The organism is Kitasatospora sp. NPDC057518 (assembly GCF_042802075.1).
GTDB lineage: Bacteria > Actinomycetota > Actinomycetes > Streptomycetales > Streptomycetaceae > Kitasatospora.
Genome location: NZ_JBHVEU010000087.1, coordinates 1 through 24,170 on the forward strand (window position 1 = coordinate 1; position 24,170 = coordinate 24,170).

The 24,170-nt window shown below is 75.0% G+C and carries 5 protein-coding genes; all 5 read left to right on the forward strand.

The window, feature by feature from the left end; all coding sequences use genetic code 11:
- Positions 1 to 567: 567 nt before the first annotated feature.
- Complete coding sequence (locus ACFU7Z_RS12000; RefSeq protein WP_049651483.1) at positions 568 to 1,482, forward strand: LysR family transcriptional regulator; 915 nt, start codon at positions 568 to 570, stop codon at positions 1,480 to 1,482.
- 74 nt (positions 1,483 to 1,556) lie between these two features.
- Positions 1,557 to 2,393 (forward strand): ACP S-malonyltransferase, encoded by an 837-nt coding sequence (locus tag ACFU7Z_RS12005; RefSeq protein WP_380777440.1) that lies wholly within the window; start codon positions 1,557 to 1,559, stop codon positions 2,391 to 2,393.
- 3 nt (positions 2,394 to 2,396) lie between these two features.
- A complete protein-coding gene (locus tag ACFU7Z_RS12010; protein ID WP_049651481.1) occupies positions 2,397 to 2,648 on the forward strand; it encodes an acyl carrier protein in 252 nt (83 codons plus the stop codon).
- Positions 2,649 to 2,658: 10 nt separating this feature from the next.
- Positions 2,659 to 4,653 (forward strand): asparagine synthase (glutamine-hydrolyzing), encoded by a 1,995-nt coding sequence (gene asnB, locus ACFU7Z_RS12015; protein WP_380777438.1) that lies wholly within the window; start codon positions 2,659 to 2,661, stop codon positions 4,651 to 4,653.
- Positions 4,650 to 24,128, forward strand: a complete 19,479-nt coding sequence (locus tag ACFU7Z_RS12020; protein ID WP_380777439.1) for an SDR family NAD(P)-dependent oxidoreductase — start codon at positions 4,650 to 4,652, stop codon at positions 24,126 to 24,128. Before asnB ends, ACFU7Z_RS12020 begins: the two co-directional genes overlap by 4 nt.
- Positions 24,129 to 24,170: the final 42 nt, after the last annotated feature.

Sequence of the window (24,170 nt, forward strand, 5' to 3'; positions counted from 1 at the left end):
CGTCCGGTGTCCTCCAGGACACCGGGCGGGCCGCTCGCCGTTTCCGCCCGGGACACCCCGGGACGATCCGACCCCGGACGGTCCCGGACGGTCCGGCCTCGGACGTCCCCGTACGGTCCGGCCCGCGGAATCCGGCCCACCGGATACGCCCGCGAGTTCCTCACATCCCGGCCCCAGGGCGACCTTGTTCCACGGTCAACCTGTCGCCTAAGGTGAGCGAAGCGCTTCGTTCCGTGTGCACCCTTGAACCTTCCTGCACACTCCTGGCCACGACCCTCCGGCCTGCGCTTTTTACTTTCTTGACACGCGCATGACACACAGCGTTTCGCGATACCCGCTCGACAGTGTTCTCCTCGCTCCCGAAGCCAGAGAAGAGCCCCGCCATGTCGCCATCGCACACGTACGACCGGTACCGCCTGACACGGTTCCACTGTCCCGGCGCCGGAACCGTGCCGCGTACGCCCAGACGATCGCCCCGGAACGCGCACCGGACCTGAAGCGGCCGGAACGCGCGCGAACGGCGCCCACACGATCCGACCGACCGAGAAATCACTCCGGACGTGAAGAATGACCGACCGCCTGGACTTCAGCCTCACGCAGTTGCGCTATTTCGTGGAATCGGCCGAACTCGGAAACATCTCGGAAGCGGCCGAGAAGCTCAGAGCCTCGCAATCGACCGTCTCCTCGGCCATCATGCGGCTGGAACGCCAACTCGGCGTGCAGCTGCTGCTGCGCCACCACGCCCGCGGGGTCACCCTCACCCCGAACGGGCGGGACCTGCTCCTCGGCGCCCGCGCGCTGCTGGGACAGGCCAGGAGCCTCCAGGAGCAGGGGGACGCGCTGGCCGGCGGCATCGAAGGCCGGCTCGGCGTCGGGTTCCTCACCCCGGTCGCCCCGTTCCTGCTCCCCCAGACCCACCGGATCACCGCGGAACGCCACGCGGGCCTGCGGCTGACCACCCGGGAGGAACCGGCCGACCGGCTGCTGGCCCTGCTCCGGGACGGGCAGTGCGAACTGGCCGTCACCTACGACTTCCTGAGCGGCGGCTCCCGGTTCGTCCCGCTGGCCGAGCTGCCCATGCGGGCGCTCGTCGCGGACGACGACCCGTGCGGCCGGGCCGACCCCGTCCGCCTGGCCGAGCTCGCCGAGCGGCCGTTCGTCGCCCTCGACGACCCGCCGCTGCTGCTCCACTTCGAGAAGTTCTTCGCCGACGTCGGCGTCCCGCTGCCACCGGTGGTCACCGCCACCGGGCCGGAGACCGTCCGCGGCCTGGTGGCCGCCGGGTGCGGGTTCGCCCTCGTCCACCAGCGCGCCCACCGGGCCACGACGCTGGACGGCGGCCGGATCCGCTCGGTCGAACTCGCCGGGGACGCGCCGACCGCGTCGCTCGGCGTGGCCGCCGCCCCCGGCCTCGCCCTCGACCGGCGCGGCCGCGCGGTCCTGAACGTGCTCAGGTCGGTCGTCCCGACCTGCCGTCTGTGAGACCGGGCGCGCGCCCCCTTCTCGCCACACCCCCTCATCCCCGCGACACCCGTCGGAGGAATGCCGTGTTCGCCATGCTCTTCGCCGGCCAGGGCAGCCAGCACAAGGGAATGGGCGCCGAGGTCCTCGAACGCTACCCAGGACTGGTCGGATTCGCCTCCGACCTGCTGGGGTACGACCTCGCCACCCTGTGCACCAAGGACCCGGACGGCCTGCTCGGCCGGACCGAGTACACCCAGCCGGCGATCTTCGTCGTCAACGCCCTGCACGGTTTCGAGCGCACCCACCGGGAGGACCGCCCGGCGGACGTCTACCTGGGGCACAGCCTCGGCGAGTACAACGCCCTGCTGGCCGCCGGGGTGTTCGACTTCGAGACCGGGCTCCGGCTGGTCGCCAAGCGCGGCGAGCTCATGGCCGCGGCCTCCGACGGGGGCATGGCCGCCGTCCTGGACACCCCCGAGGAACGGCTGCTGGAGCTCCTCGCCGAGCACGGGGTCGACGGCGTCGACATCGCCGGCCTGAACACCCCGTCACAACTCGTCATCGCGGCCACTCCCCCCGTGCTGGCCGCCGCGGTCGAATGCCTGGAGGAGAACGGGATCCGGGTCGCCCGCCTGAGGGTGAGCGCGCCCTTCCACTCCCGCTACATGGAGCCCGCCCGCGTGCGCTTCGCGGAATTCCTCACCGGCTTCGCATTCGCCGCACCCCGCACCCCGGTCGTCTCCAATGTCACCGCCCGGCCGCACCGGCCGGAGGAGACCGCCCGGCTGCTGGCCGAACAGCTCGTCGCCCCGGTGCGCTGGACCGACTGCGTACGAAGTCTCCTCGACCGGGACGACGACGTGGAGTTCACCGAGATCGGGGGCACCTCCCTCACCCGCATGGTCGACAAAATCACGTCTGGAGCCTGAACGATGGAATCGACGACGGACACGATCCGGACGTACCTGGAGGAGCGCTTCCTCTTCGAGTTCGACGATGAGACCACCCCGGACACCGACCTGTTCAAGGCCGGGGTCATCGACTCCTTCGGCTACGTCAGGATGATGCGCTTCCTGGAGTCCGAGTTCTCGCTGGCCCTCGACGGCGACGAGATCCTCATGAACGTCCTCGTATCGCTCAACGCGATCGATGAATTCGTCCAGAAGAAGCTCGCCGGGGAATAGGGGGACTGCCATGTGCGGAATCGCCGGGTTCCTCGCGGACCCACCACTGACCGGAGCACCCGACGAGGTCATCACCTCGATGCTCTCGACCATCCGCCACCGCGGACCGGACCAGGCCGGCTACTACCTGGACGACGGGCTCGCGATGGGCACCGTACGGCTGGCGATCGTCGATCCCGCCGACGGCGCCCAGCCGATGTCGGACCCGACGGAGCGCTACTGGATCTGCTTCAACGGCGAGATCTACAACCACGTCGAACTGCGCGCGGAACTGGAGGGCCTGGGCCGCCCGTTCCGCACCGACCACTCCGACACCGAAGTCGCCCTCCAGGCCTGGATCCAGTGGGGCCCGGCCTGCTTCGCCCGCTTCAACGGCCCGTTCGCGCTCGCGATCAGGGACACCGCCACCGGCGGGCTCGTCCTGGCCCGCGACCGGTACGGCAAGCGCCCGCTGTACTACGCCGAGCACGGCGGCGCCCTCCTGTTCGCCTCCGAGACGAAGGCCTTCGGCGCGTTCCCCGGCTTCCGCTTCGAGCTCTCCCCGCCGGACCTCGCGTCGATCTACGCGGTGTGGACGCCACTGCCCGACCGCACGCCGTTCGCCGGCGTCCGCCAACTGCCCATGGGCTGCTACCTGGAGGCCGGCGGCGGCCTGTGCTCGCCGCTCGCGTACGAGGAACTCTCCTTCGACGTACCGGGCTTCGACGGCACCGAGCCGGAGGCGGTCGCGTTCGTCCGGGAGAGCCTGCGCACCGCGGTGGAGCTGCGCCTGCGCTCCGACGTGGAGGTCGGCGTCTACCTGAGCGGCGGCCTCGACTCCTCCGTGGTCACCAGCCTCGCCACCCAGCTGTCCCGGCACCAGGTCCGCACCTTCTCGGTGGCCTTCCGGGACAAGAACTTCGACGAGTCCGACAGCCAGCTGCTGGTCGCCGAGCACCTGGGCACCCTGCACTCCGCCCTCCCGGTCACCGGCGCGGACATCGCCGACAACCTCCCGTCGGCGGTGTACCACGCCGAGGTGCCCGCCTTCCGGACCTCCTTCGTCCCGATGTTCCTGCTCTCCCGCCACGTCCGCGACGCGGGCATCAAGACCGTGCTCAGCGGCGAGGGCTCCGACGAGGCCTTCCTCGGCTACTCCCTGTTCCGGGAGACCATGCTGCGCGAACGCTGGCACGGGCTCACCGACGCCGAGCGGCGCGCCGGACTCGCCACCCTGCACCCGGAGCTGGCGCACTTCGGCCCGGCCCACCAGGGCCACCTGCTCGGCCTGTACCAGCAGTTCGCCACCGAGCGGCTGCCCGGCCTGTTCTCCCACGAACTGCGGTACCAGAACGGCAGGTTCGCGGCCCGGCTGCTCGCCTCCCGCAAGGACCCGTTCGCCGACCTGCTCGACCTGGTCGCCCGGGCGCCGGGCTACCAGGCCATGTCCGCGGTGCAGAAGGCCCAGTGGCTGGAGTACAAGACCCTGCTGCCCGGCTTCCTGCTCTCGACCCAGGGCGAGCGCGTCGCCCTGGCGCACAGCGTGGAGAACCGCTGCCCGTTCCTCGACCCGGCGGTGGTCCGGGCCGCCTCCGCGGTCAACCTCCGCTTCGACGACGGGTGGAACGAGAAGGCCGTCCTGAAGAAGGCGTTCCGCGCCGAGCTGCCGCAGTGGACCACGGACCGCCCCAAGCAGCCCTACCGCGCCCCGGGCAGCGAGGTGTTCAAGGAGTACCGCCCGGACTACCTGGAACTCCTCCTGTCCGACGCCGAGTTGGGCAAGCTCGACTTCCTGGACCAGCGGTTCGCCCGCCGCCTGACGGACCGCGTCATGGCCTCGCCCGCCGAGGACGTGAGCACCAAGGAGGACCAGGCCTTCGTCTACCTGCTCACCACCGCCGTGCTCCACCGGCAGTTCGTGCTCGACGGCGCCGGCCGGAACGGCGGACCGGCCGCCCCGGCGCTCGACCTGAAAGTGACCGTGGACCGGCGCCACGCCGTCCGGACCGGAAAGGAGGCCCGGTGACCACCGACGGCATCGCCATCATCGGACTCGCCCTGCGCTTCCCCGGGGCCGACACCCTCGCCACGCTCTTCGACCACCTCGCCGCCGGACGCTCCCTGATCACCGAGGTCCCGGCCGAACGGTGGTCCAAGGAACGCTACTTCGGGGACCCGCGCAACGGCGGTGAACGGACCAACAGCATCTGGGCCGGGTTCATCGAGGACGCGGACCGCTTCGACGCCGCCTTCTTCGCCATCTCCCCGCGCGAGGCCGAGACGATGGACCCGCAGCAGCGGTTCGCCCTCGAACTCGCCTGGAAGGCCGTCGAGGACGCGGGCTACCGCGCGAGCGAGCTCGCGGGCAGCCGCACCGGGGTCTTCATGGGCGTCTGCCACGCCGACTACGCCGAACTCATCGAGCGCGACGACGTGGCGACCGACGCCTACTTCCCGACCGGAACGGCGTACTCGATCGTCGCCAACCGGCTCTCCTACCACTTCGACCTCCACGGCCCGAGCATCACCAACGACACCGCCTGCTCCAGCTCCCTGGTGTCCGTCTACGAGGCCGTGACCGCGCTCAACAACGGGGACTGCGACCTGGCGCTGGCCGGCGGCGTCAACCTGTGCTGGTCCCCGAAGCACTTCGTGGCCTTCAGCAAGGCCGGCATGCTCTCGCCCACCGGCCGGGCGCAGGCCTTCGACGAGGGCGCCGACGGGTTCGTCCGGGGCGAGGGCGGGGCGGTCCTGCTGCTCAAGCCGCTCGCCCGGGCGATCGCGGACGGCGACCCGGTCCACGGGGTGATCAAGGGCGTCGGCACCAACCACGGCGGCCGGACCAACTCGCTGACCGTGACCAGCCCGACCGCCCAGGCCGCGCTGATCGAGGACGTCTACACCCGGGCGGGCGTCGCGCCCGGCACCGTCGGCTACATCGAGGCGCACGGGCCGGGCACCCCGGTCGGCGACCCGATCGAGATCGTCGGCCTCAAGCGCGCCTTCCGCAACCTGCACGAGGCCGCCGGGACCGAACCCGACCCGGACACCACCGGCATCGGCTCGGTCAAGACCAACATCGGGCACCTGGAATCCGCCGCCGGGGTGGCGGGCATGGTGAAGGTCGTCGCCGCCATGACGGCCGGGGTGCTGCCCGCGACCGTCAACTTCCGGAACCTGAACCCGCTGATCAACCTGGCCGGCAGCCCCTTCTACATCGTCGACGGGACCCGGCCCTGGCCGGCCGCGGACGGCGCGCCCCGCCGGGCCGGCGTCAGCTCCTTCGGCTTCGGCGGGACCAACGCCCACGTGCTGATGGAGGAACCGCACCCCCGCACCTCCTCGGCCGGCGCGCCGGGCCCGTACGTCGTCCCGCTGTCGGCGCGCAGCCCCGAGCGGCTGCGGGTGCTCGCCGGACTGCTGCGGGAGCACCTGCTCGCGCCGGAGTCCGCGCTGCTGCCGCAGCAGTCGCCGGCCGACATCGCCCACACCCTGCGGGTGGGCCGCGAACCGCTGGCCGTCCGGGCGGCGCTCGTCGTCGCCGACCGGGACCAGCTCGTCGCCGCGCTGGGGACGCTGGTGTCCGGCGAGCTCCCGGCGGGCGAGGCCGCCAACCCCGCCGGCGCCGGCCCCGAGCTCATGACCGCGGTCGCCGACTGGCTGGCGGGCGGCGACGCGAGCTGGCCGCACCACCCCGGCGCCCACCGGGTGCGGCTGCCCACCTACCCGTTCGCGCGGGACCGGCACTGGTACCGCGTGCCGGAGCCCGTCGCCCCCGCCGCCACCGGGCAGCTGCACCCCCTCGTCCACCGCAACACCTCCGACCTGGCGCAGCAGCGCTACACCTCGACGTTCACCGGCACCGAGCCCTTCCTCGACGACCACCGGGTCGGCGGCCGGCGGGTGCTGCCCGCCGCCGCCTACGTCGAGATGGCCCGGGCCGCCGTGGCGCTCTCGGCCACCGGGACGGGGACCGTCCGGCTGCACGACCTGGCCTGGGTGCGGCCGATCACCGTCGACGAGGAACCCGTCGACGTCCAGGTCGAACTGACGCCCGGGGACCACGGCATCGCCGTCGCGTTCGTACGCGACGGCACGGAGCACGGCACCGGCCGCGCCGAGCTCGTCCCGCCCGCGCCGCCGGCCCCGCTCGACCTGGCCGCGCTGCGCGCCTCCTGCCCGGACCCGGCCGAGCCCGACGCCGTCCACCGGCGGCTGCGCGCCCAGGGCCTGGAGTACGGCCCGGCCATGCGCGCGCTGCGGGAGCTGCGCACCGGCCCGGACGGGGCACTCGCCCGCATCCGGCCGACCGAGCCCGAGGACGGCGGACACCTGCTGCCGCCGAGCCTGCTGGACGCGGCCTTCCAGGTCTCCGTCACGCTGATGCCGGACACCGCCGGGCCGACCCTGCCGCTGGCCCTGGACGAGGTCCTGGTCCACGGGCCGTGCCCGGCCGAGAGCTGGGCCTGGATCCGGCGCACCGGCGGTTCCGGGGGCTCTGGGGGCTCCGGCGGCTCCGGCGCGGTGGCCACCTTCGACATCGACCTGTGCGACCAAGCGGGCACCATCCACGCCACGGTCCGGGGGCTCGCCCAGCGCGCCACCGGCACCGGCCCGCGCGTCGTCACCGCCACCACCCGGTGGACGGACCGGCCGGCCGTCCCGGGCGGCCCGGCCCGCACCCCGCACACCCCGGAGCTGCCGGGCATCGCCCCCTCGGCCCCGGCCGACGGCGTCGAGGCCGTGACGGACACGGTGTTCGCCGCCGTCCGGGAGCTGCTGCTCACCCGGCCCACCACCGAGCACCGGTTCGTGGTGCTGGTCGACGGGCGGGTCCCCGCACACTTCCACCGGCCGCTGGCGGGCCTTTTCCGCACGGTGGCCCTGGAGAACCCGCTGGTCACCGGCCGGGTGGTGCGCGTCGACGGCCTGGAGGGCGCGGACCCGGCGACGATCGAGCGGATCGTCGCCGAGGAGTGCGCGGACGAGGGCGCCGACAGCGAGGTCCGCCGCCGGGCCGACGGGGTCCGGCAGGTGCTGGAGCCCGTCGACGCCCCACTCGCGGCCGGCCCGGCCGTCCCGGAGCTGCGGACCGGCGGGGTGTACTGGATCACCGGCGGCCTGGGCGGCCTCGGTCCGCACCTGGCCCGCTACTTCGGCCGCGCCGGGGCCACGGTGGTGCTCAGCGGACGGTCCGCCACCGGCCCGCTCGCCGAGCTGCGCGCCGACGGCGTCGACGCCCACCACCTGCCGGTGGACGTGGCCGACGCCGAGGAGGTCCGGGCCGCGGTCGAGACGATCCTGCGCGACCACGGCTCGCTCGACGGCGTCGTCCACGCGGCCGGCGTCCTGCGCGACCAGTACCTGGTGCGCAAGGACCTGGCCGACGTCCGCACGGTGGGCGCGCCGAAGATCCGCGGCGCGCTCAACCTCGACGCCGCCACCCGCCACCTCGACCTGGACCACTTCGTGCTCTTCTCGTCGGTCGCCGGGGTGTACGGCAACCCCGGCCAGTCCGACTACGCCGCGGCCAACGCCTTCCTGGACGCGTTCGCCGCGCACCGGCAGTCCCTGGTCGACTCCGGCGAGCGCACCGGCCGTACCGTCGCGGTCAGTTGGCCGCTGTGGGCCGACGGCGGCATGACGATGGACGCGGCCGGCCGGGAGGCGATGCGCCGCGAGCGGGGCTGGGAGCCGCTGCCCACCGAGGACGGGCTGCGCGCGCTCGGCGGGGCGCTGCGCGCCGACGCCCCGGCGCACGTCGTGGTCGGCTACGGCGCGGGCGCCACGCTCGCGGCCCGGCCCGCCGTACCGGCCCGAACCGCCGTACCGGGCACACCGGTTCGGAACGCCGCACCCGCCGGAGCGGTACCCGGCGGCGACGGCGGGGACCTGACCGAGCGGACCGAGGAACTGCTGCGGCGGATCGTCGCCGAGGTCCTCCGGCACCGGCCGGAGGACCTCGACCCGGCCACCGACCTCGTCGCGTACGGCATCGACTCGCTGAGCATCATGGGCGTGACCGCCGAGCTGGAGAAGCTGTTCGGGCCGCTGTCCAAGACCATCTTCTTCGAGTACCTCAACATCGCCGACGTCGCCGCCCACTTCGTGGAGTCCCGGCGGGAGCAGCTGGAGGCCGTCCTCGGCGGGGCGGCGCCGCGGGCCGAACCCGAGCCGGAGCCCGTCGAGGTACCCGTCCGGACCACCCCCGAGGCCGTCGCCGCCGTCGAGGCCCCCGAGGCCCGCGCGGAGCCGTCCGGGCCGCACCGGGACCGCGACGACCGGCACGACATCGCGATCATCGGGGTCTCCGGGCGCTACCCCGGCGCCGACACCCTCGACGAGCTGTGGGAGCTGCTGGAGAACGGCCGGCACAGCTTCACCGAGGTCCCCGCCGACCGCTGGGACCACCGCGTCGTCCACGACAGCGACCGGGCCGTGCCCGGCAAGAGCGTGATCCGGACCGGGACCTTCCTGCGCGACATCGACGCCTTCGACCCCCGGTACTTCCGGATCTCCAAGCGCGAGGCCGAGCAGATGTCCCCGGAGGTGCGGCTGTTCCTCCAGGCCGGCGTGCAGGCGCTGGAGGACTCGGGCTACTCCCGGGAGACCATCCGGCGCCGCTACCAGGGCGACGTCGGCGTGCTCGTCGGGACGATGAGCAACCACTACAACCTGTACGGCTTCCAGAACAGCCTCACCCGCGGCGCCCCGCAGAGCGGCAGCTACACCGGGACGATCCCGAACATGCTGTCCTACTTCTACGGCCTGACCGGGCCGTCGATCTTCGTGGACACCATGTGCTCGGCCTCCTCGACCTGCGTCCACCAGGCCGTGCAGATGCTGCGGGCCGGCGAGTGCCGGATGGTGGTCGCGGGCGGCATCAACCTGCTGCTGCACCCGTACAACCTGATCACCTCCTCGCAGGAGCACTTCACCACCGGCACCTCCGACGTGATCCGCAGCTTCGGCGTCGGCGTGGACGGCACCATCCTCGGCGAGGGCGTCGGCGCGGTGGTGCTCAAGCCGCTGGTCGACGCGGAGCGCGACGGCGACCACGTGTACGCCGTGATCAAGGGCACCGCCCTGTCCAACGCCGGTGTGCGCAACGGCTTCACCGTGCCGAGCCCCGGCATGCAGGCCCGCGCGATCGAGAAGGCCGTCGAGGACGCCGGGATCGACCCGAGGACGATCGGCTACGTCGAGGGCCACGGCTCGGGCACCGCCCTGGGCGACCCGATCGAGGTCCGCGCCCTCACCTCGGCGTTCCGGAAGTACACCGAGGACCGGCAGTTCTGCGCGCTCGGCTCGGTCAAGGCCACCATGGGCCACCTGCTCGCCGCCGCCGGGATGGTGGGCCTGGCGAAGGTGCTGCTCCAGCTGCGGCACGGCAAGCTGGTGCCGTCGCTGCACAGCACGGAGCTCAACCCGGACATCGACTTCGCGGACACCCCGTTCCGGGTCCAGCAGACCCTCGCCGACTGGCAGCCGGTCGTCACCACGGTCGACGGCCGGGAGGTCGTCCACCCGCGCCGGGCCGGCCTCACCTCGATCGGCGCCGGCGGCATGAACTCCCACATCATCCTGGAGGAGTACCCGCCGCGGCCGGTCCGCCAGGAGCCCTTCGGCGAGCAGCTGTTCGTGTTCTCGGCCATGAACGAGGACGCCCTCGGACGCCACCTGGCCGTCTTCCGCGACCACCTCGCCGGGGCCCGCGAGGCCGACCTCCCCGACATCGCCTTCACCCTGCGGGTCGGCAGGAACGAACTGCCGCACCGCTGGGCCTTCGTGGCGGCCGACAAGGCGGCCGCCCTGGCCGCCCTGGACGGCTGGGCGGCGGGCCACCGGGACCTCCCGGAGCACGAGATCGCCCGGACCTGGCTCGCGGGCCGCAGCGTCGACTGGGACCGGCTGCCCGCGGCCCGGCGGGTCCCGCTGCCCCCGTACCCCTTCGACCGGGTGCGCTGCTGGGTCGAGGTGGACGAGGACGCGCCGACCGTGCTCGCCCCGCTGGCCCACCGCGAGCGGCTGCACCCCTTCCTGGGGCGCAACGAGTCCGACGTCCACGGCCTGCGCTACACCGCGGACCTGCGGCTCGACGACCTCCAGGACTACACCTACCGCCAGGACGGGCTCCCCGTGGTGGTGTCCACCTTCGCCGTGGACCTCGCGCTCGCCACCGCCAAGGTCAGCGGGTACGCGGCCGAGCCGGCCGTGCACGACCTGCGGGTGCTGCGGCCGGTCGACTGGTCGGCCACCGACCGCCTCGTCACGGAGTTCGCCGACGGCCACGGCCTGGTGCGGGCCGGGGACGGGCCGCCGGCCGTCGAGTTCACCGTCCGGGCGGCCGACGCGCCCACCGGCCGGATCGACCTCACCGGCCTGCGGCAGGTGCTGGACCGGGCGGGCCTCCTGGCCGAACTGGCCGAGGGCGGCGTCGTCCCCCGGGCCGCCTCCTGCGCCGTCGACGCGGTGTCCGCCGCCCCGGACGGCAGCACCCTCCTGCACCTGTCCCGCCCCGGCGTCCAGCAGGACCACGTCCGGCGGAACGTGACCGTCGAACCGTCCGTCCTCGCGGCGATCGCCCTGGGCGTGCAGTGGACGGCCCGCCGGGCCGGGCACCCGGACTGGCAGCGGGTCGCGCCGCACCGGATCGACCGGGTCACCGTCCGGTCCGGCGGGCCGGTCGCCCACGTCCTCCTCGGCGCCGACCGGATCCTCCTGGCCGACGCTTCGGGCGAGGTGCTCGGCGCGCTGGAGGGCGTGCTGTGCGGCACCGGGGGGACGCCACCGGCGGCCCGCCGGGCCCCCCGGCCCGCCGTACTCCGCCCCGAGCCGGGTACCCCCGTGCCGGAGGAGGGCACGTCCGGACCTTCGGGTGCGGACGGGGTCGTGGAGGTGCTGCGCGAGATCGCGGCGGGGCTGCTGAAGTTCGAGCCCGAGGAGCTCGACCCCCGGACCGGTATGGACGAGTTCGGCTTCGACTCGATCTCCCTGGTCTACTTCGCCAAGCAGATCGAGGAGCGCTTCGGCGCCAAGGTCAGCCCGGCCGTGTTCTTCGACCTCAGCACCCTGGAGGCGCTGGGCGCCCACCTGGTCGCGGAGCACGGGGCCTCGGCCGCGCCGCGCCGCCCGGCGGCCCGCCCCGCGACCGTCCCGGCAGCCGTCCCCGCGACCGCCGCGGTGACGGCCCCCGTGACAGCCCCCGTGACGGCCCCCGCCACCGGGCGCCGGCCCCTCCCGGACGGGCCCGGACGGGCCCCGGACACGCCGATCGCCGTGATCGGCGCGGCCGGACGCTTCCCCGGCGCCCGCGACCTCGGCGAGTTCTGGGCGAACCTGCTGGCCGGGCGGGACTCCGTCACCGCCTTCCCGCTGGACCGCTACGACGAGGAGCAGCGCCGGGCCATCACCGCCCTGGACTTCCCCCGGCGGATGGGCGCCCTCGACGAGGTCGACGCCTTCGACGCGGCGTTCTTCCGGATCCTGCCGCGCGAGGCCGAACTGATGGACCCGCAGCACCGGCTGGTGCTGGAGACGGTGTGGCAGGCTCTGGAGGACAGCGCCCACCGCCCGAGCGAACTCCCGTCCAACACCGGGGTGTTCATCGGCGTCACCAACAACGACTACGCGACCCTGCTCAGCACCCGCGGGGTGCGGCCGGACGCCTTCACCGCGACCGGCACCAACCACTCGATCCTGGCCAACCGCATCTCCTACCTGCTCGACGTGCGCGGCCCGAGCGAGCCCATCGACACCGCCTGCTCCAGCTCGCTGGTGGCGGTGCACCGCGCCATGGAAGCCATCCGGTCCGGCGCCTGCGACCTGGCGATCGCGGGCGGGGTGAACGTCCTGCTCGACGCCGGCACCTTCGTCAGCGCCCACCGCGCGGGGATGCTCAGCCCGGACGGCCTGTGCCGCACCTTCGACGCCGACGCGAACGGCTACGTGCGCGGCGAGGGCGTCGGGGCCGTCGTCCTCAAGCCGCTGGCGGCGGCCGAGCGGGACGGCGACGCGATCCTCGGCGTGCTCCGGGGCAGCGCCTACAACCACGGCGGACGGGCCAACTCGCTCACCGCGCCGAACGCCGACGCCCAGGCCGAGCTGGTCACCGCGGCCGTCGGCGACCTCGACCCGGACACCATCGGCTACATCGAGACCCACGGCACCGGCACGGCCCTCGGCGACCCGGTCGAGGTCCGCGCGCTGCGCACGGCCTTCCGCCGGCTCGGCCGCAGCGACGACGGCGCGTGCGGCCTGGGCTCGGTCAAGACCAACATCGGGCACCTGGAGTCCGCCGCCGGCATCGCCGGGCTGCTGAAGGTGCTGCTCTCGCTCCGGCACGGGGTGCTGCCCGCGAACCGGCACCTGCGGCGGGTCAACCCGTTCGTCGAACTCGACGACGGGCCCTTCCACCTGGTCCGGGAGAACGAGCCCTGGCCGCGTCCGCGCGACCGCGACGGCCGGGACGGGCCGAGGCGCGCCGGGGTCAGCAGCTTCGGCTTCGGCGGCGTCAACGCCCATGTCGTGGTCGAGGAGTACGTCCCGGTCCGGGCGGACCGGGAGGAGCCCGCCAGGGACGTCCTGGTGCCGCTCTCGGCGCGCACCCCGGGGCAGTTGACCGACCGGGCCCGGGACCTGCTGGCCTTCCTGGAGCGGTCGGAGGGGGTGTCCCTGCGCTCGGTCGCCTGGACCCTCCTGGCCGGCCGGGAGGAGATGGCCGAGCGGATCGCCTGGACGGTGTCCAGCGTGGCCCAACTCGCCGACCGGCTGCGGGCGTTCGTCGCCACCGGCGACCGGGGCGAGGCCACCGGTCCGGCGGCGCGCTGGATCGCGGGCGAGGCCCTCGACCGGTCGGCCTGGACCGGCGGAGCGACGCCCGGACGGGTTCATCTGCCCGGGTACCCCTTCGCCCGGGACCGCTTCTGGCACCCGGAGGCCGAGCCCGCCCCGGCGCCCGCCCCGGCGCCCGCCCCGGCGCCTGTCGCGGCACCGGACACCGAAGCGGCCGCCGCCCCGGAGGCCGTCACGGTCCTGTCCGTCCCGGCCTGGGCTCCGGCCCCCGCCGCGCCGGGCCGCCGCCACGACCGCCGCGCGGTCGTGCTGTGCGGGGTCGACGGCGACCTCCCCGGGGCGATCCGGCTGGAGACCGCCAAACAGCGGCCGGAGAGCCGGTTCCGCGACCTGTCCTGGCAGCTGCTGGAGACCGTCCGGGGCCTGGCGGCCGAGGAGGGCACGGTGCTGGTCCAGGTGGTCACGGACACCGCGGCCCTGGCCGGCCTGCTGCGCTCGGTGGCCAAGGAGGACCCGGGAGTCCTCGGCCAGGTGATCGTCCTGGACGGCGCCGCGGGCGTCGACCCGGCCACCGCGGTCACGGAGAACGCCGACGGCGCGGACGACCTCGTCCGCTACCGCCACGGCGTCCGACAGACCCTCGGCTGGACCCCCGTCGCTCCCCCGGCCACCGGCTCCGCCCCGCCGTGGCGGGACGGCGGCGTCTACCTCGTCACCGGCGGCGCCGGCGGCATCGGCGCCGCGACGGCCCGCCGGATCGCCGCCGACGTCCGACGGCCCACCCTCGTCCTCGCGGGCCGGTCGCCGGCCGACGAGCGGGTGGAGGCGCTGTTGGCCGACCTGCGGCAGGCCGGCGCGGTCGCGCGCTACGTGCGGGCCGACCTCTCGCGCTGGGAGGAGGTCCGCCACCTCGTCGCCGAGGCGGGCGAGGTCACCGGGGTGGTGCACGCCGCCGGAGTGGTCCGCGACGCCCTGCTCGCGGAGAAGACCGCGGCGCAGTGGGAGGAGGTGCTCGGCGCCAAGGCGGACGGCCTCGTCCACCTCGACCGGGCCACCGCGCACTGCCCGCTGGAGTTCGTCCTGGCCTACTCCTCCGGCGCCGCCGTCACCGGCAACCCCGGGCAGAGCGACTACGCGGCCGCCAACGCCTTCCTCGACGAGTTCGCCGCCTCCCGGAACGCGGCGGTCACCCGGGGGGAACGGCGAGGCCGGACGCTCTCGGTGGCCTGGCCGCTGTGGCAGGACGGCGGCATGACCGTCGACGACCGCACCCTGGCCTACCTGCGGGAGGACCGGGGGCTGGTACCGATGCCGACGCCGACGGGCCTCGCCGCCCTGGTCGACGCCTGGCACACCGGGGTGGACCGGGTGTGGGTGCACCACGGCTCGCCCGCCCCGGCCGCTGCTCCTGTCGCTGCCGCTCCGCCCGCGCCCGCACCCGCACCGTCCGGGGGCCGCACCGCGGACCGCGCCGTGCTGGACCACCTGCGGGAGGTCTTCGCGGAGGTCAGCAAGCTGCCCCCGCGGGCGGTGGACCCGGACCGGCCGTTCGTCGACATCGGTCTCGACTCGGTGATGGTGATCCAGCTCAACCGTGCGCTGGCCCCGTTCTACCCCGAGGCCTCCTCGACCCTGTTCTACGAGCAGCCGACCCTGCGGGCGGTGGCCGCCCGGCTCGGCGGCGCACGCCGCCCGGAGCCCGTACCGCAGCCCGTACCGGAGCGGGCGGCCGGGCCCGCCCCGGCGGCCCCCTCGGGACGGACCGTCCCCGCCGGGGAACCCGCCGTCGGGCGTACCGCCGGGCGCGCCGCCGGCCCCGACGAGCCGATCGCCGTCATCGGGCTGAGCGGCCGCTACCCGGGCGCCGCCGACCTGGGCGAGTTCTGGGAGAACCTCAGGGCCGGCCGCGACAGCGTCCGCGAGATCGACCGGTGGCCGCTGGACGGCTTCTTCGAACCCGACCGCACCACCGCCGCGACCACCGGGCGCAGCTACAGCAAGTGGGGCGGGTTCCTGGACGGCTTCGCCGACTTCGACCCGAGGTTCTTCGGCATCGCCCCGCGCGACGCCTACGCGATGGACCCGCAGGAGCGGCTGTTCGTCCAGGCCGCCTGGGAGGTGCTGGAGGACGCCGGGTACACCCGCGCCCGCCTCGCCGAGCAGCACGACCACCGGGTCGGGGTGTTCGCCGGCGTCACCAAGGTCGGGCACGCCCGGCACCCTGCGGGCCGGCTTCCCTCGGGTGAACTCGTCGTCCCCGGGCTGTCGTTCGCCTCGCTGAGCGCCCGGGTCTCCTACCTGCTCGACCTGCGCGGGCCGAGCCTGACCGTGGACACCATGTGCTCGGCCTCGCTGACCGCGATCCACGAGGCCTGCGAGCAACTCCGCAGCGGCGCCTGCGAGGTCGCCCTGGCCGGCGGCGCGAACGTCTACACCCACCCGCTGGACTACGTCGAGCTGTGCCGCTCCGGCATGCTCTCGCCCGACCGGTACTGCCGCAGCTTCGGCGCCGGCGGCCACGGGTTCGTCCCGGGCGAGGGCGTCGGCTGCGTGCTGCTCAAGCCGCTGTCCCGGGCCCTGGCCGACGGGGACCGGGTGCTGGGCCTGATCCGCGCCACCGGCGTCAACCACGGCGGGCGCAGCACCGGTTACACCGTGCCGAGCCCGACCGCCCAGGCCGCGCTGATCCGTCAGGTGCTCGACCGGGCCGGCGTCTCGGCGCGGCAGGTCGGGTACGTCGAGGCGCACGGCACCGGCACCGAGCTGGGCGACCCGATCGAGGTCGCCGGCCTGGCCGCGGCGTTCCGGCAGGACACCGAGGACCGCCAGTACTGCGCGCTCGGCTCGGTGAAGTCCGGCATCGGGCACCTGGAGGCCGCCGCCGGCGTGGCGGGCCTGACCAAGGTGCTGCTGCAGCTCGGGCACCGGGAACTGGTCCCCACCCTGAACGCCGAACAGCCCAACCCGAACATCGACTTCGGGTCGTCCCCCTTCCGGCTCCAGCGCGAAGCGGCGCCCTGGCACAGCGAGGGCCCGCGGATCGCGGCGGTGTCCTCCTTCGGTGCCGGCGGCTCCAACGCGCACGTGATCGTCGAGGAGTACCCCGTGCAACCCGCAGATGGCACCGAGGACGGCGCCGAACACGTCGTCGTCCTCTCCGCCCGGACCCCCGACCGACTCGCCGCCTCCGTCGACCGGTTGGCCGCGTTCCTCGACCGGGCCCCGGACACCCCGCTGGCCGACCTCGCGTACACCCTCCAGGTGGGCCGGGAGGCGATGGCCGAGCGGTACGCGGTCGTGGTCTCCTCCACCGGGGAGCTGCGGGACGCGCTGCGCGAGGGCCGGGGGCTCCGGGGCAGCGCGGGGACGGCGCCCGACGGGCTGCTCGCGGAACTCACCGCGGACGGCGAGCTCCAGGAGCTGCTCGTCCGGCGCTGGAGCGCCGCCGGGGAGCTGTCCAAGGTCGCGGCCCTGTGGGCGTCCGGCGTCGCGATCGACTGGCGCGGCACGCACCGGGAGGCGCGGCGGACCATCGCCCTGCCCACCTATCCGTTCGCCGCGGAACGGTTCTGGATCGGCGACCTGGCCCGGTCCGGGGACGTTCCCCCCGCAGCACCCGTTCCCCCCGCGGCCGCCGAACCGGTCGACCTGGACGACCTGGCCGGTCTTGACGAACCGGCCGAACCGGCCGAACCGGCGGACGACCTGGCCGACCTGGACGGGCTGGTGCCCGCGCTGGTGCGGGAGAAGGTCGCCGCCGCCCTCGCGATGGACACCGGCGAGGTCCTCGACGGGTCGGCGTTCGCCGATCTGGGCCTGGACTCCATCCTCGCCGTCCGGCTGGTCCACGAGCTCAACACCGCGCTCTCGCTGGACCTTTCGACCACCGTGGTCTTCGACCACAGCACGGTCGACCGGCTGGCCGCGCACCTGCTCGCCGAGCACCGGGACGCCATGGTGCCGGCCCGGACCGGCGGCGGGGCCCGGCCCTCGGCCGCGCTCGACGCCACACCGGGCGCCGCGCCTGACGCCGCACCGAACGCCGGAGCCGCCGACGGCGGCACCCCGGCCACCGACCGCCGTCCCGCCACCGGACAGCCGGTGGCCGCCCCCGGCCCGGTGGACCGCGGCCCGATCGCGGTCGTCGGCATGAGCGGCCGGTTCGCGGGCACCGGCTCGCTGGACGAGCTGTGGACCCGGCTGGAGAACGGGGACGACCTGGTCACCGACGCCACCCGCTTCCGCCTCGACGGCCTGAGCGCGTGCACCCGGGGCGGGTTCCTCGACCGGATCGACGAGTTCGACGCGCTGTTCTTCAACATCTCCGGCACCGAGGCCGCCGCGATGGACCCCCAGCAGCGGCTGCTGCTGGAGGAGTCGTGGAAGGCCCTGGAGGACGCCGGGTACGCCGGCCGGATGGACCGGCGGCCGTGCGGCGTGTACGTCGGCGCCTGGGCCGGGGACTACCTGGAGCTGCTCGACGGGGACGCGCCGGCCCAGGCCCTGTGGGGCAACATGGCCTCGGTGATCCCGAGCCGGGTCAGTTACGCCCTGGACCTCAAGGGCCCGGCAATCGCCGTCGACACCTCCTGCTCCAGCTCGCTGGTGGCGCTCGACCTGGCCTGCAAGGACCTCTGGTCCGGCGAGACCTCGATGGCCCTGGCCGGCGGGGTGTTCGTCCAGTCCACGCCGCGGCTGTACGGGCTCGCGGGCCGCGCGGGGATGCTCTCCCCGAGCGGGCGCTGCCACAGTTTCGACCACCGGGCGGACGGCTTCGTCCCCGGTGAGGGCGTCGGGGTGGTGGTGCTCAAGCGGCTCGCCGACGCGCTGGCCGACGGGGACCACGTCCACGGCGTGATCACCGCCGTCGGGGTCAACCAGGACGGCGCCACCAACGGCATCACCGCCCCGAGTTCGGTCTCCCAGGAGAGCCTGATCAGCGGGCTGTACGAGCGGGCCGGCGTCGACGTGGAGCGGATCGGCCTGGTCGAGGCGCACGGCACCGGCACGCCGCTGGGCGACCCGATCGAGTTCCGGGCCCTGGACCGGGTCTTCCGCGCCCGGACCGACCGCGCCGAGTACTGCGCGCTGGGCTCGGTGAAGACCACGATCGGACACGCCCAGTTCGCCGCCGGCATCGCGGGTGTGCTGAAGGTCCTGCTGGCGCTCAGGCACCGGCGGATCCCCGCCGCGCTGAACTTCGAGACCGCCAACGAGGCGGTCCCGCTGGCCGGCAGCCCGTTCTACGTCAACACCCGGACCCGTGACTGGGCGGCCCCCGCCGCCGGCCCGCGCTGCGGCGTGGTGAGCTCCTTCGGGGCCAGCGGCACCAACGCCCACGTCGTCATCGAGGAGGCGCCGTCGGCCGAGCGGCCTCCGGCGCCGAGGGCGGACCACCCCGTGGTCCTGTCCGCCCGGACGGAGCAGCAGCTCGCCGAGCAGCGGCGCCGGCTCGCGGCGCACCTGCGCGCCCACCCCTCGGTGGAGCTGCGCGACCTCGCCCACACGCTGTGGGTCGGCCGGAAGCGGTTCGAGCACCGCTTCGAGTGCCTGGCGGGCGACACCGCCGAACTGGTCGCGGTGCTCGACGGCATCGCGCCCGCCCGTCCGGTCGGGGACGCGCCGGCCCCGGCCGGGGGACGCCTCGTCCCGCTGCCGACCTACCCGTTCGCCCCGGACCGGCACGGGCCGGCGGCGGGCCGCGACCACGACCACGACCACGACCGCGTCACGCTGTCCCGTACGGACGGGCTGCTGCGGGACCACGTCGTGCAGGGCCGGCACATCCTGCCCGCCGTCGCCCACCTGGAACTGGCCCGTCGGGCCCTGGGCGGCACCCGCGTCCGGATGACCAACGTGACCTGGGTCCGGCCGCTGGAGGTCGGGCCGGAACCCGTCGAGGTGCTGGTCGACCTGCGCACCGACGCCCGCGGCGGCCGGCGGTTCACGCTGTCGACCGGCGGGACGGTCCGCAGCGAGGGCACGCTGGCCCCCTCCGACGCCCCGCGCCCGCCCCGGGTGGACCTCGCCGCGCTGCGCGCGCGGTGCCCGGAGACGGTGCCCGGCGAACGGATCCACCAGGCCCTGCGGTCGATGGGCATCGAGCACGGCCCGAGCCTGCGGGCCGTCCGGCAGGCGTACGTGGGCCCCGACACGGTGCTCGCCGACCTGGTCCTGCCCGACGCGGCCGAGCCGGGCGCGCTCACCCCGGCCCTGCTGGACTCGGCGATCCAGGCCACCGTCGCGGCGCACCTGACCGAACTGCGGGACACCGCCGTGCCGTTCGCGCTGGAGCGGCTCGAGCTGTTCGCCCCCTGCACCCCGGCCATGACGGCCGTGGTGCGGGGCCTGGCGGCCGGACCGCTCGGCCGGCTCGACATCGACCTGGTGGACGAGGACGGCGAGGTCCGGGTACGGCTGGTCGGCTACAGCTCCCGCCGGACCGGGAGCCGCACCGAACCCCGCCCGGAGGCCCCTACCGGAACGGCCGGCGCGGACCGGCCCGAGCCCGCCGTCGAAGGCGCCGTCGAGGCCGCCGTCGAAACCGCCGTCGAACCGGCCCTCTACGCCCCGGTCTGGGACCCGATCCCCGCGGACGGCCCCCCGGTGCCCTCCGGCGCGGACCGCGTCCTGGTCGTCGGCGGCCCGGCCCCGCTCGACGGCGCGCTCCACTGGCCGCTGCCGGCCTCGGCGAGCGTCGAGGAGGCCACCGCCGCACTGCGCGGACTCGGACCGGTCGACCACCTGGTGTGGGCCGCCCCCGAGGCCGACCTCGCGCCCACCGACGCCGCCGGGTACACCGCCGCGCAGGAGGACGGGGTGGTCGCCGCGTTCCGCCTGGTGAAGGCGCTGGTCGCGGCGGGCTACGACGCCAGGCCGCTCGGGATCACCCTGGTGACGACCCGTGCGCTCGCCACCCACGCGGACGACGAGGTCCAGCCCGCGCACGCCGGGCTGCACGGCCTGTTCGGCTCGCTGGGCCGGGAGTACGGCAACTGGACCGTCCGCCGCGTCGACCTGGACGGCTCCGGCTGGCCCGCGGACCTCACCGCCCTGCCCGCCCAGTCCCCCGACGACGCCTGGGTCCGGCGGACCGGCCAGTGGCTGGCCCGCCGCTGGGCCCCGTGCGAGGCCCCGGAGCGGCCGGTGTACCGGGAGGGCGGCGTGTACGTCGTCATCGGCGGCGCCGGCGGGCTGGGCTCCGCGTGGACCCGGCACGTCGTGCGGAACCACGGCGCCCACGTCACCTGGATCGGCCGCCGGGCGCACGACGCCACCGTGGCGGACCGGATCCGCTCCGCCGGAGGACCGGAGCACGTCCGCTACCTCCAGGCCGACGCCGGCGACCCGGCCGCGCTGCGCCGGGCCCTGGCCGAGGTCAGGCGCCGCCACCCGCGGGTGCACGGCGTCGTCCAGGCGGCGCTGGTGCTGCGGGACAGCACCGTCGCGCGGATGGACGAGGCCGACCTGCGCGCCGCGCTGGCCGCCAAGGTCGACGTGACGACCGCCATGGCCGAGGCCTTCGACGGCGAACCGCTCGACTTCGCGGTCCTGCTGTCCTCCATGCAGTCCTTCACGACCGCCGCCGGCCAGGGCAACTACGCGGCCGGCTGCACCTTCAGCGACGCCTACGCGCACGCCCTCGGGCAGCACTGGGACACCCCGGTCCGGGTCATGAACTGGGGCTGGTGGGGCGGGCTCGGGAGCGTCACCTCCGAGTTCTACCGGGAGCGGATGACCCGGGTCGGGCTGGTGTCGATCGAACCGCCGGAGGGGCTCGCCGCCCTGGCCGCCCTGCTCGGCGGCCCGCAGCGGCAGCTCGCCTACGTCCGCACCGACCGGCGCAACACCCTGCCCAACTTCGACCGCGCCACCCGGGTCTCCGCGCACGGCCCGGCCGTCCTGCCGCGCCCCGGCACGCTGCCGGCCGGCGTCGACGAGACGGACGCCGCCCTGGACGAGGTCGTCCGGTGGCGGCGGGCCGAGCGGGACCCGTGGCTCGCCAAGGTCCTCGCCGCCCAGCTGGCCGACGTCGACCGCGCGGCGGTCCTGCCGCAGTACGCCCAGTGGTGGGAGCACGCCCAGCGGCTCCTGGCGCCGGCGGAGCCCGCGGACCAGGTGCTGGCCCGGTGGGAGCGGCAGTGCGCCCGGTGGTCCGCGGACCCCGACCGGGCGGCGGAGCTGCGCCTGGCCGCGGCCATGCTCGGGGCCCTGCCCGGGATCCTGACCGGCCGTGTCCGGCCCACCGACGTGATGTTCCCGCGCGGCTCCATGGAGCTGGTGGAGGGCTGCTACCGCGACAACCGCGCCGCCGACCTGTTCAACCGCGCCATGGCCGCCACCGCCGCCGGCCTGGTCGCCGACCGGCTGCGCCGGGCCCCGGGCGCCCGGCTGCGGATCCTGGAGGTCGGCGCGGGCACCGGCGGCACCAGCGTGGGGATGTTCGCCGCCCTCCAGCCGTACCGGGACAGCATCGAGCGCTACGTCTACACGGACGTCTCCAAGGCCTTCCTGAACCACGCCCGGGCCTCGTACGGGCCGGAGGTCCCGTACCTGGACTGCCGGCTGCTCGACATCGAACGGCCGCTGGCCGGGCAGGAGGTCGCCGAGGGCGCCTTCGACCTGGTCATCGCCGCGAACGTGCTGCACGCGACCAAGGACACCCGCAACACCCTGCGCAACGCCAAGGCCGCGCTGCGGCCCGGCGGTTGGCTGCTGCTGAACGAGCTCTCGGCGTTCGACCTGTTCAGCCACGTGACCTTCGGCCTGCTGGAGGGCTGGTGGCTGTTCGACGACCGGTCGCTGCGGATCCCCGGCTCGCCGGCGCTGTCGCCCGGGCACTGGCGGGACGTGCTGGCCGGTGAGGGCTTCCGCACCGTCGTGTTCCCGGTGTCCCGGGCGCTCCCGCTGGGGCAGCAGGTGATCGCGGCGGAGAGCGACGGGGTGGCCCGGCAGCGGGTGCCGGCGGCACCGGCTGCACCGGCGGAAGGTGGACGGGAGACGTCCGCGGCGCCCGACCGACGCTCGGAGGCCCGGCCGCCGGCCCGGGCGGCCGACACCCCGCCCGCCCGGCCGCAGGCGCCCGCCGTCGACCCCCGGCCCGCCCGGCCCGTCGACAGCCGGCCCGTCGACGCCCGGCCCGCCCGGCCGGTGGACACCCTGCCCGCCCGGCCGCCGGCCGATCCGGCGGCGCTGGTCCTGGCCAAGGCGGCGACCGTGCTCGGCATCCCGGCCGAGCGGATCGACTCCTCGGCCCCGCTCACCGACTACGGCCTGGACTCGATCCTGGTCCTCCAGCTCACCAACGCCCTGCGCGAGGACTTCGGCGAGGACGTCTCCCCCACCCTGCTGTTCGAGGCCGAGAGCGTCGACGCCCTCTGCGCCCGCCTGGCCGGCGCCCCCGACACCACCGGCGCCACCGACACCACCGGCACCACCGGTGAACCCGGCCGGCGCTGGGCGCTGTCCCGCGGCCAACTGACCATGTACCGGGACCAGGTGCGCTGCCCGGACTCCGTCGCCTACCACCTCCCGCTCCTGTTCGAGGTCCACGGCGACCCGGACGAGGCGGCGCTGGAACGCGCGGTCCGGGAGCAGGCCCGGATCCACCCGCTGCTGGGCGCGGTGGTCGCCGAGCGGGACGGCGTCCCGTACCTGGACGTCGATCCGGCCCGGGGCCCGTCCTTCGAACGGGTCGACCTCACACCCACCACGCGGGACGGCCGGCTGGCCGCGCTGCGCGAACTGGTCGGCGCCCCCTTCGACCTGGCCGCCGGTCCGCTGGTCCGGGCGCACCTGGCCGCCCTGCCCGACGGACGCCGGCTGCTGCTGGTCACCGCGCACCACATCCTGCTGGACGGGACCTCGACGGCCCTGCTGGTCCGCACCCTCAAGGACGCCTACCGGGGCCGGGGACGGCTGCGGAGCGCCGAGTTCGGCGACTACACCGCCTGGGAGGAGGAGCTGCTGGCCGGCCCGCGCGGGCAGCGGCACCGGGACCACTGGCTGGCCGAACTGGCCGGCGCGGACGGGCGGTTGGACCTGCCGTACGACCGCCCGCCGGTCCCGGGGCGGCTGCCGCGCGCGGACGTGGTCGTGACCCGGCTGCCGCGGGAGCTGGCCGACGCGGTCGCCACGACGGCCAGGAGCCACCGGGTCAGCGCCTCGACCGTGCTGCTCGCCGGCTACACCCGCTTCCTCCACCGGGTGACCGGCCAGGACGACCTGATCGCGGGGGTCACCACGGCCGCCCGCTACGAGGAGCGGTTCCAGGACGTCGTCGGCCAGTTCGCGAACTGCCTGCCGATCCGGTCCACCGCCACGGAGGACGTCGCCGGGCTGCTCCGCTCCCTCCACCGCCGGGTGCTGGCCGGGATCGAGCACGGCGCCTACCCGCTGGCCGAGATCGTCCGGGCCCGGGGCGACGGGGACGGACCGCTGGTGCGGACCAACTTCCTGTTCCAGAACTTCGACGGCGCGGAGCTGCTGACCAACGGGGCGCCCACCGCTCCCGGCGACCTGGACCTCCGGGCCTTCGACGACCTGCCCTACCCGGGGGAGTATCCCCTCGCCCTGGAGGTCTACCGGGACGAGGAGGGCTACAAGGCCTTCCTGAAGTACGACACCCGGCTGTTCGAGGCGGCCACCGCCCGGTGGCTGGCGGACGACTGGGTGGCGGCCCTCCGGGAGGTCGTGGCCGGCCGGTAGCGGGGCCGGTGTCCCCGCCGCCGGGCGGGGACACCGGAGGGC

What these genes read in the sequence shown, in the direction of transcription:
- ACFU7Z_RS12010 (WP_049651481.1), top strand. Translation starts at nt 2,397, where the DNA reads ATGGAATCGACGACGGACACGATCCGGACGTACCTGGAGGAGCGCTTC.
- ACFU7Z_RS12000 (WP_049651483.1), top strand. Translation starts at nt 568, where the DNA reads ATGACCGACCGCCTGGACTTCAGCCTCACGCAGTTGCGCTATTTCGTG.
- asnB (WP_380777438.1), top strand. Translation starts at nt 2,659, where the DNA reads ATGTGCGGAATCGCCGGGTTCCTCGCGGACCCACCACTGACCGGAGCA.
- ACFU7Z_RS12005 (WP_380777440.1), top strand. Translation starts at nt 1,557, where the DNA reads ATGCTCTTCGCCGGCCAGGGCAGCCAGCACAAGGGAATGGGCGCCGAG.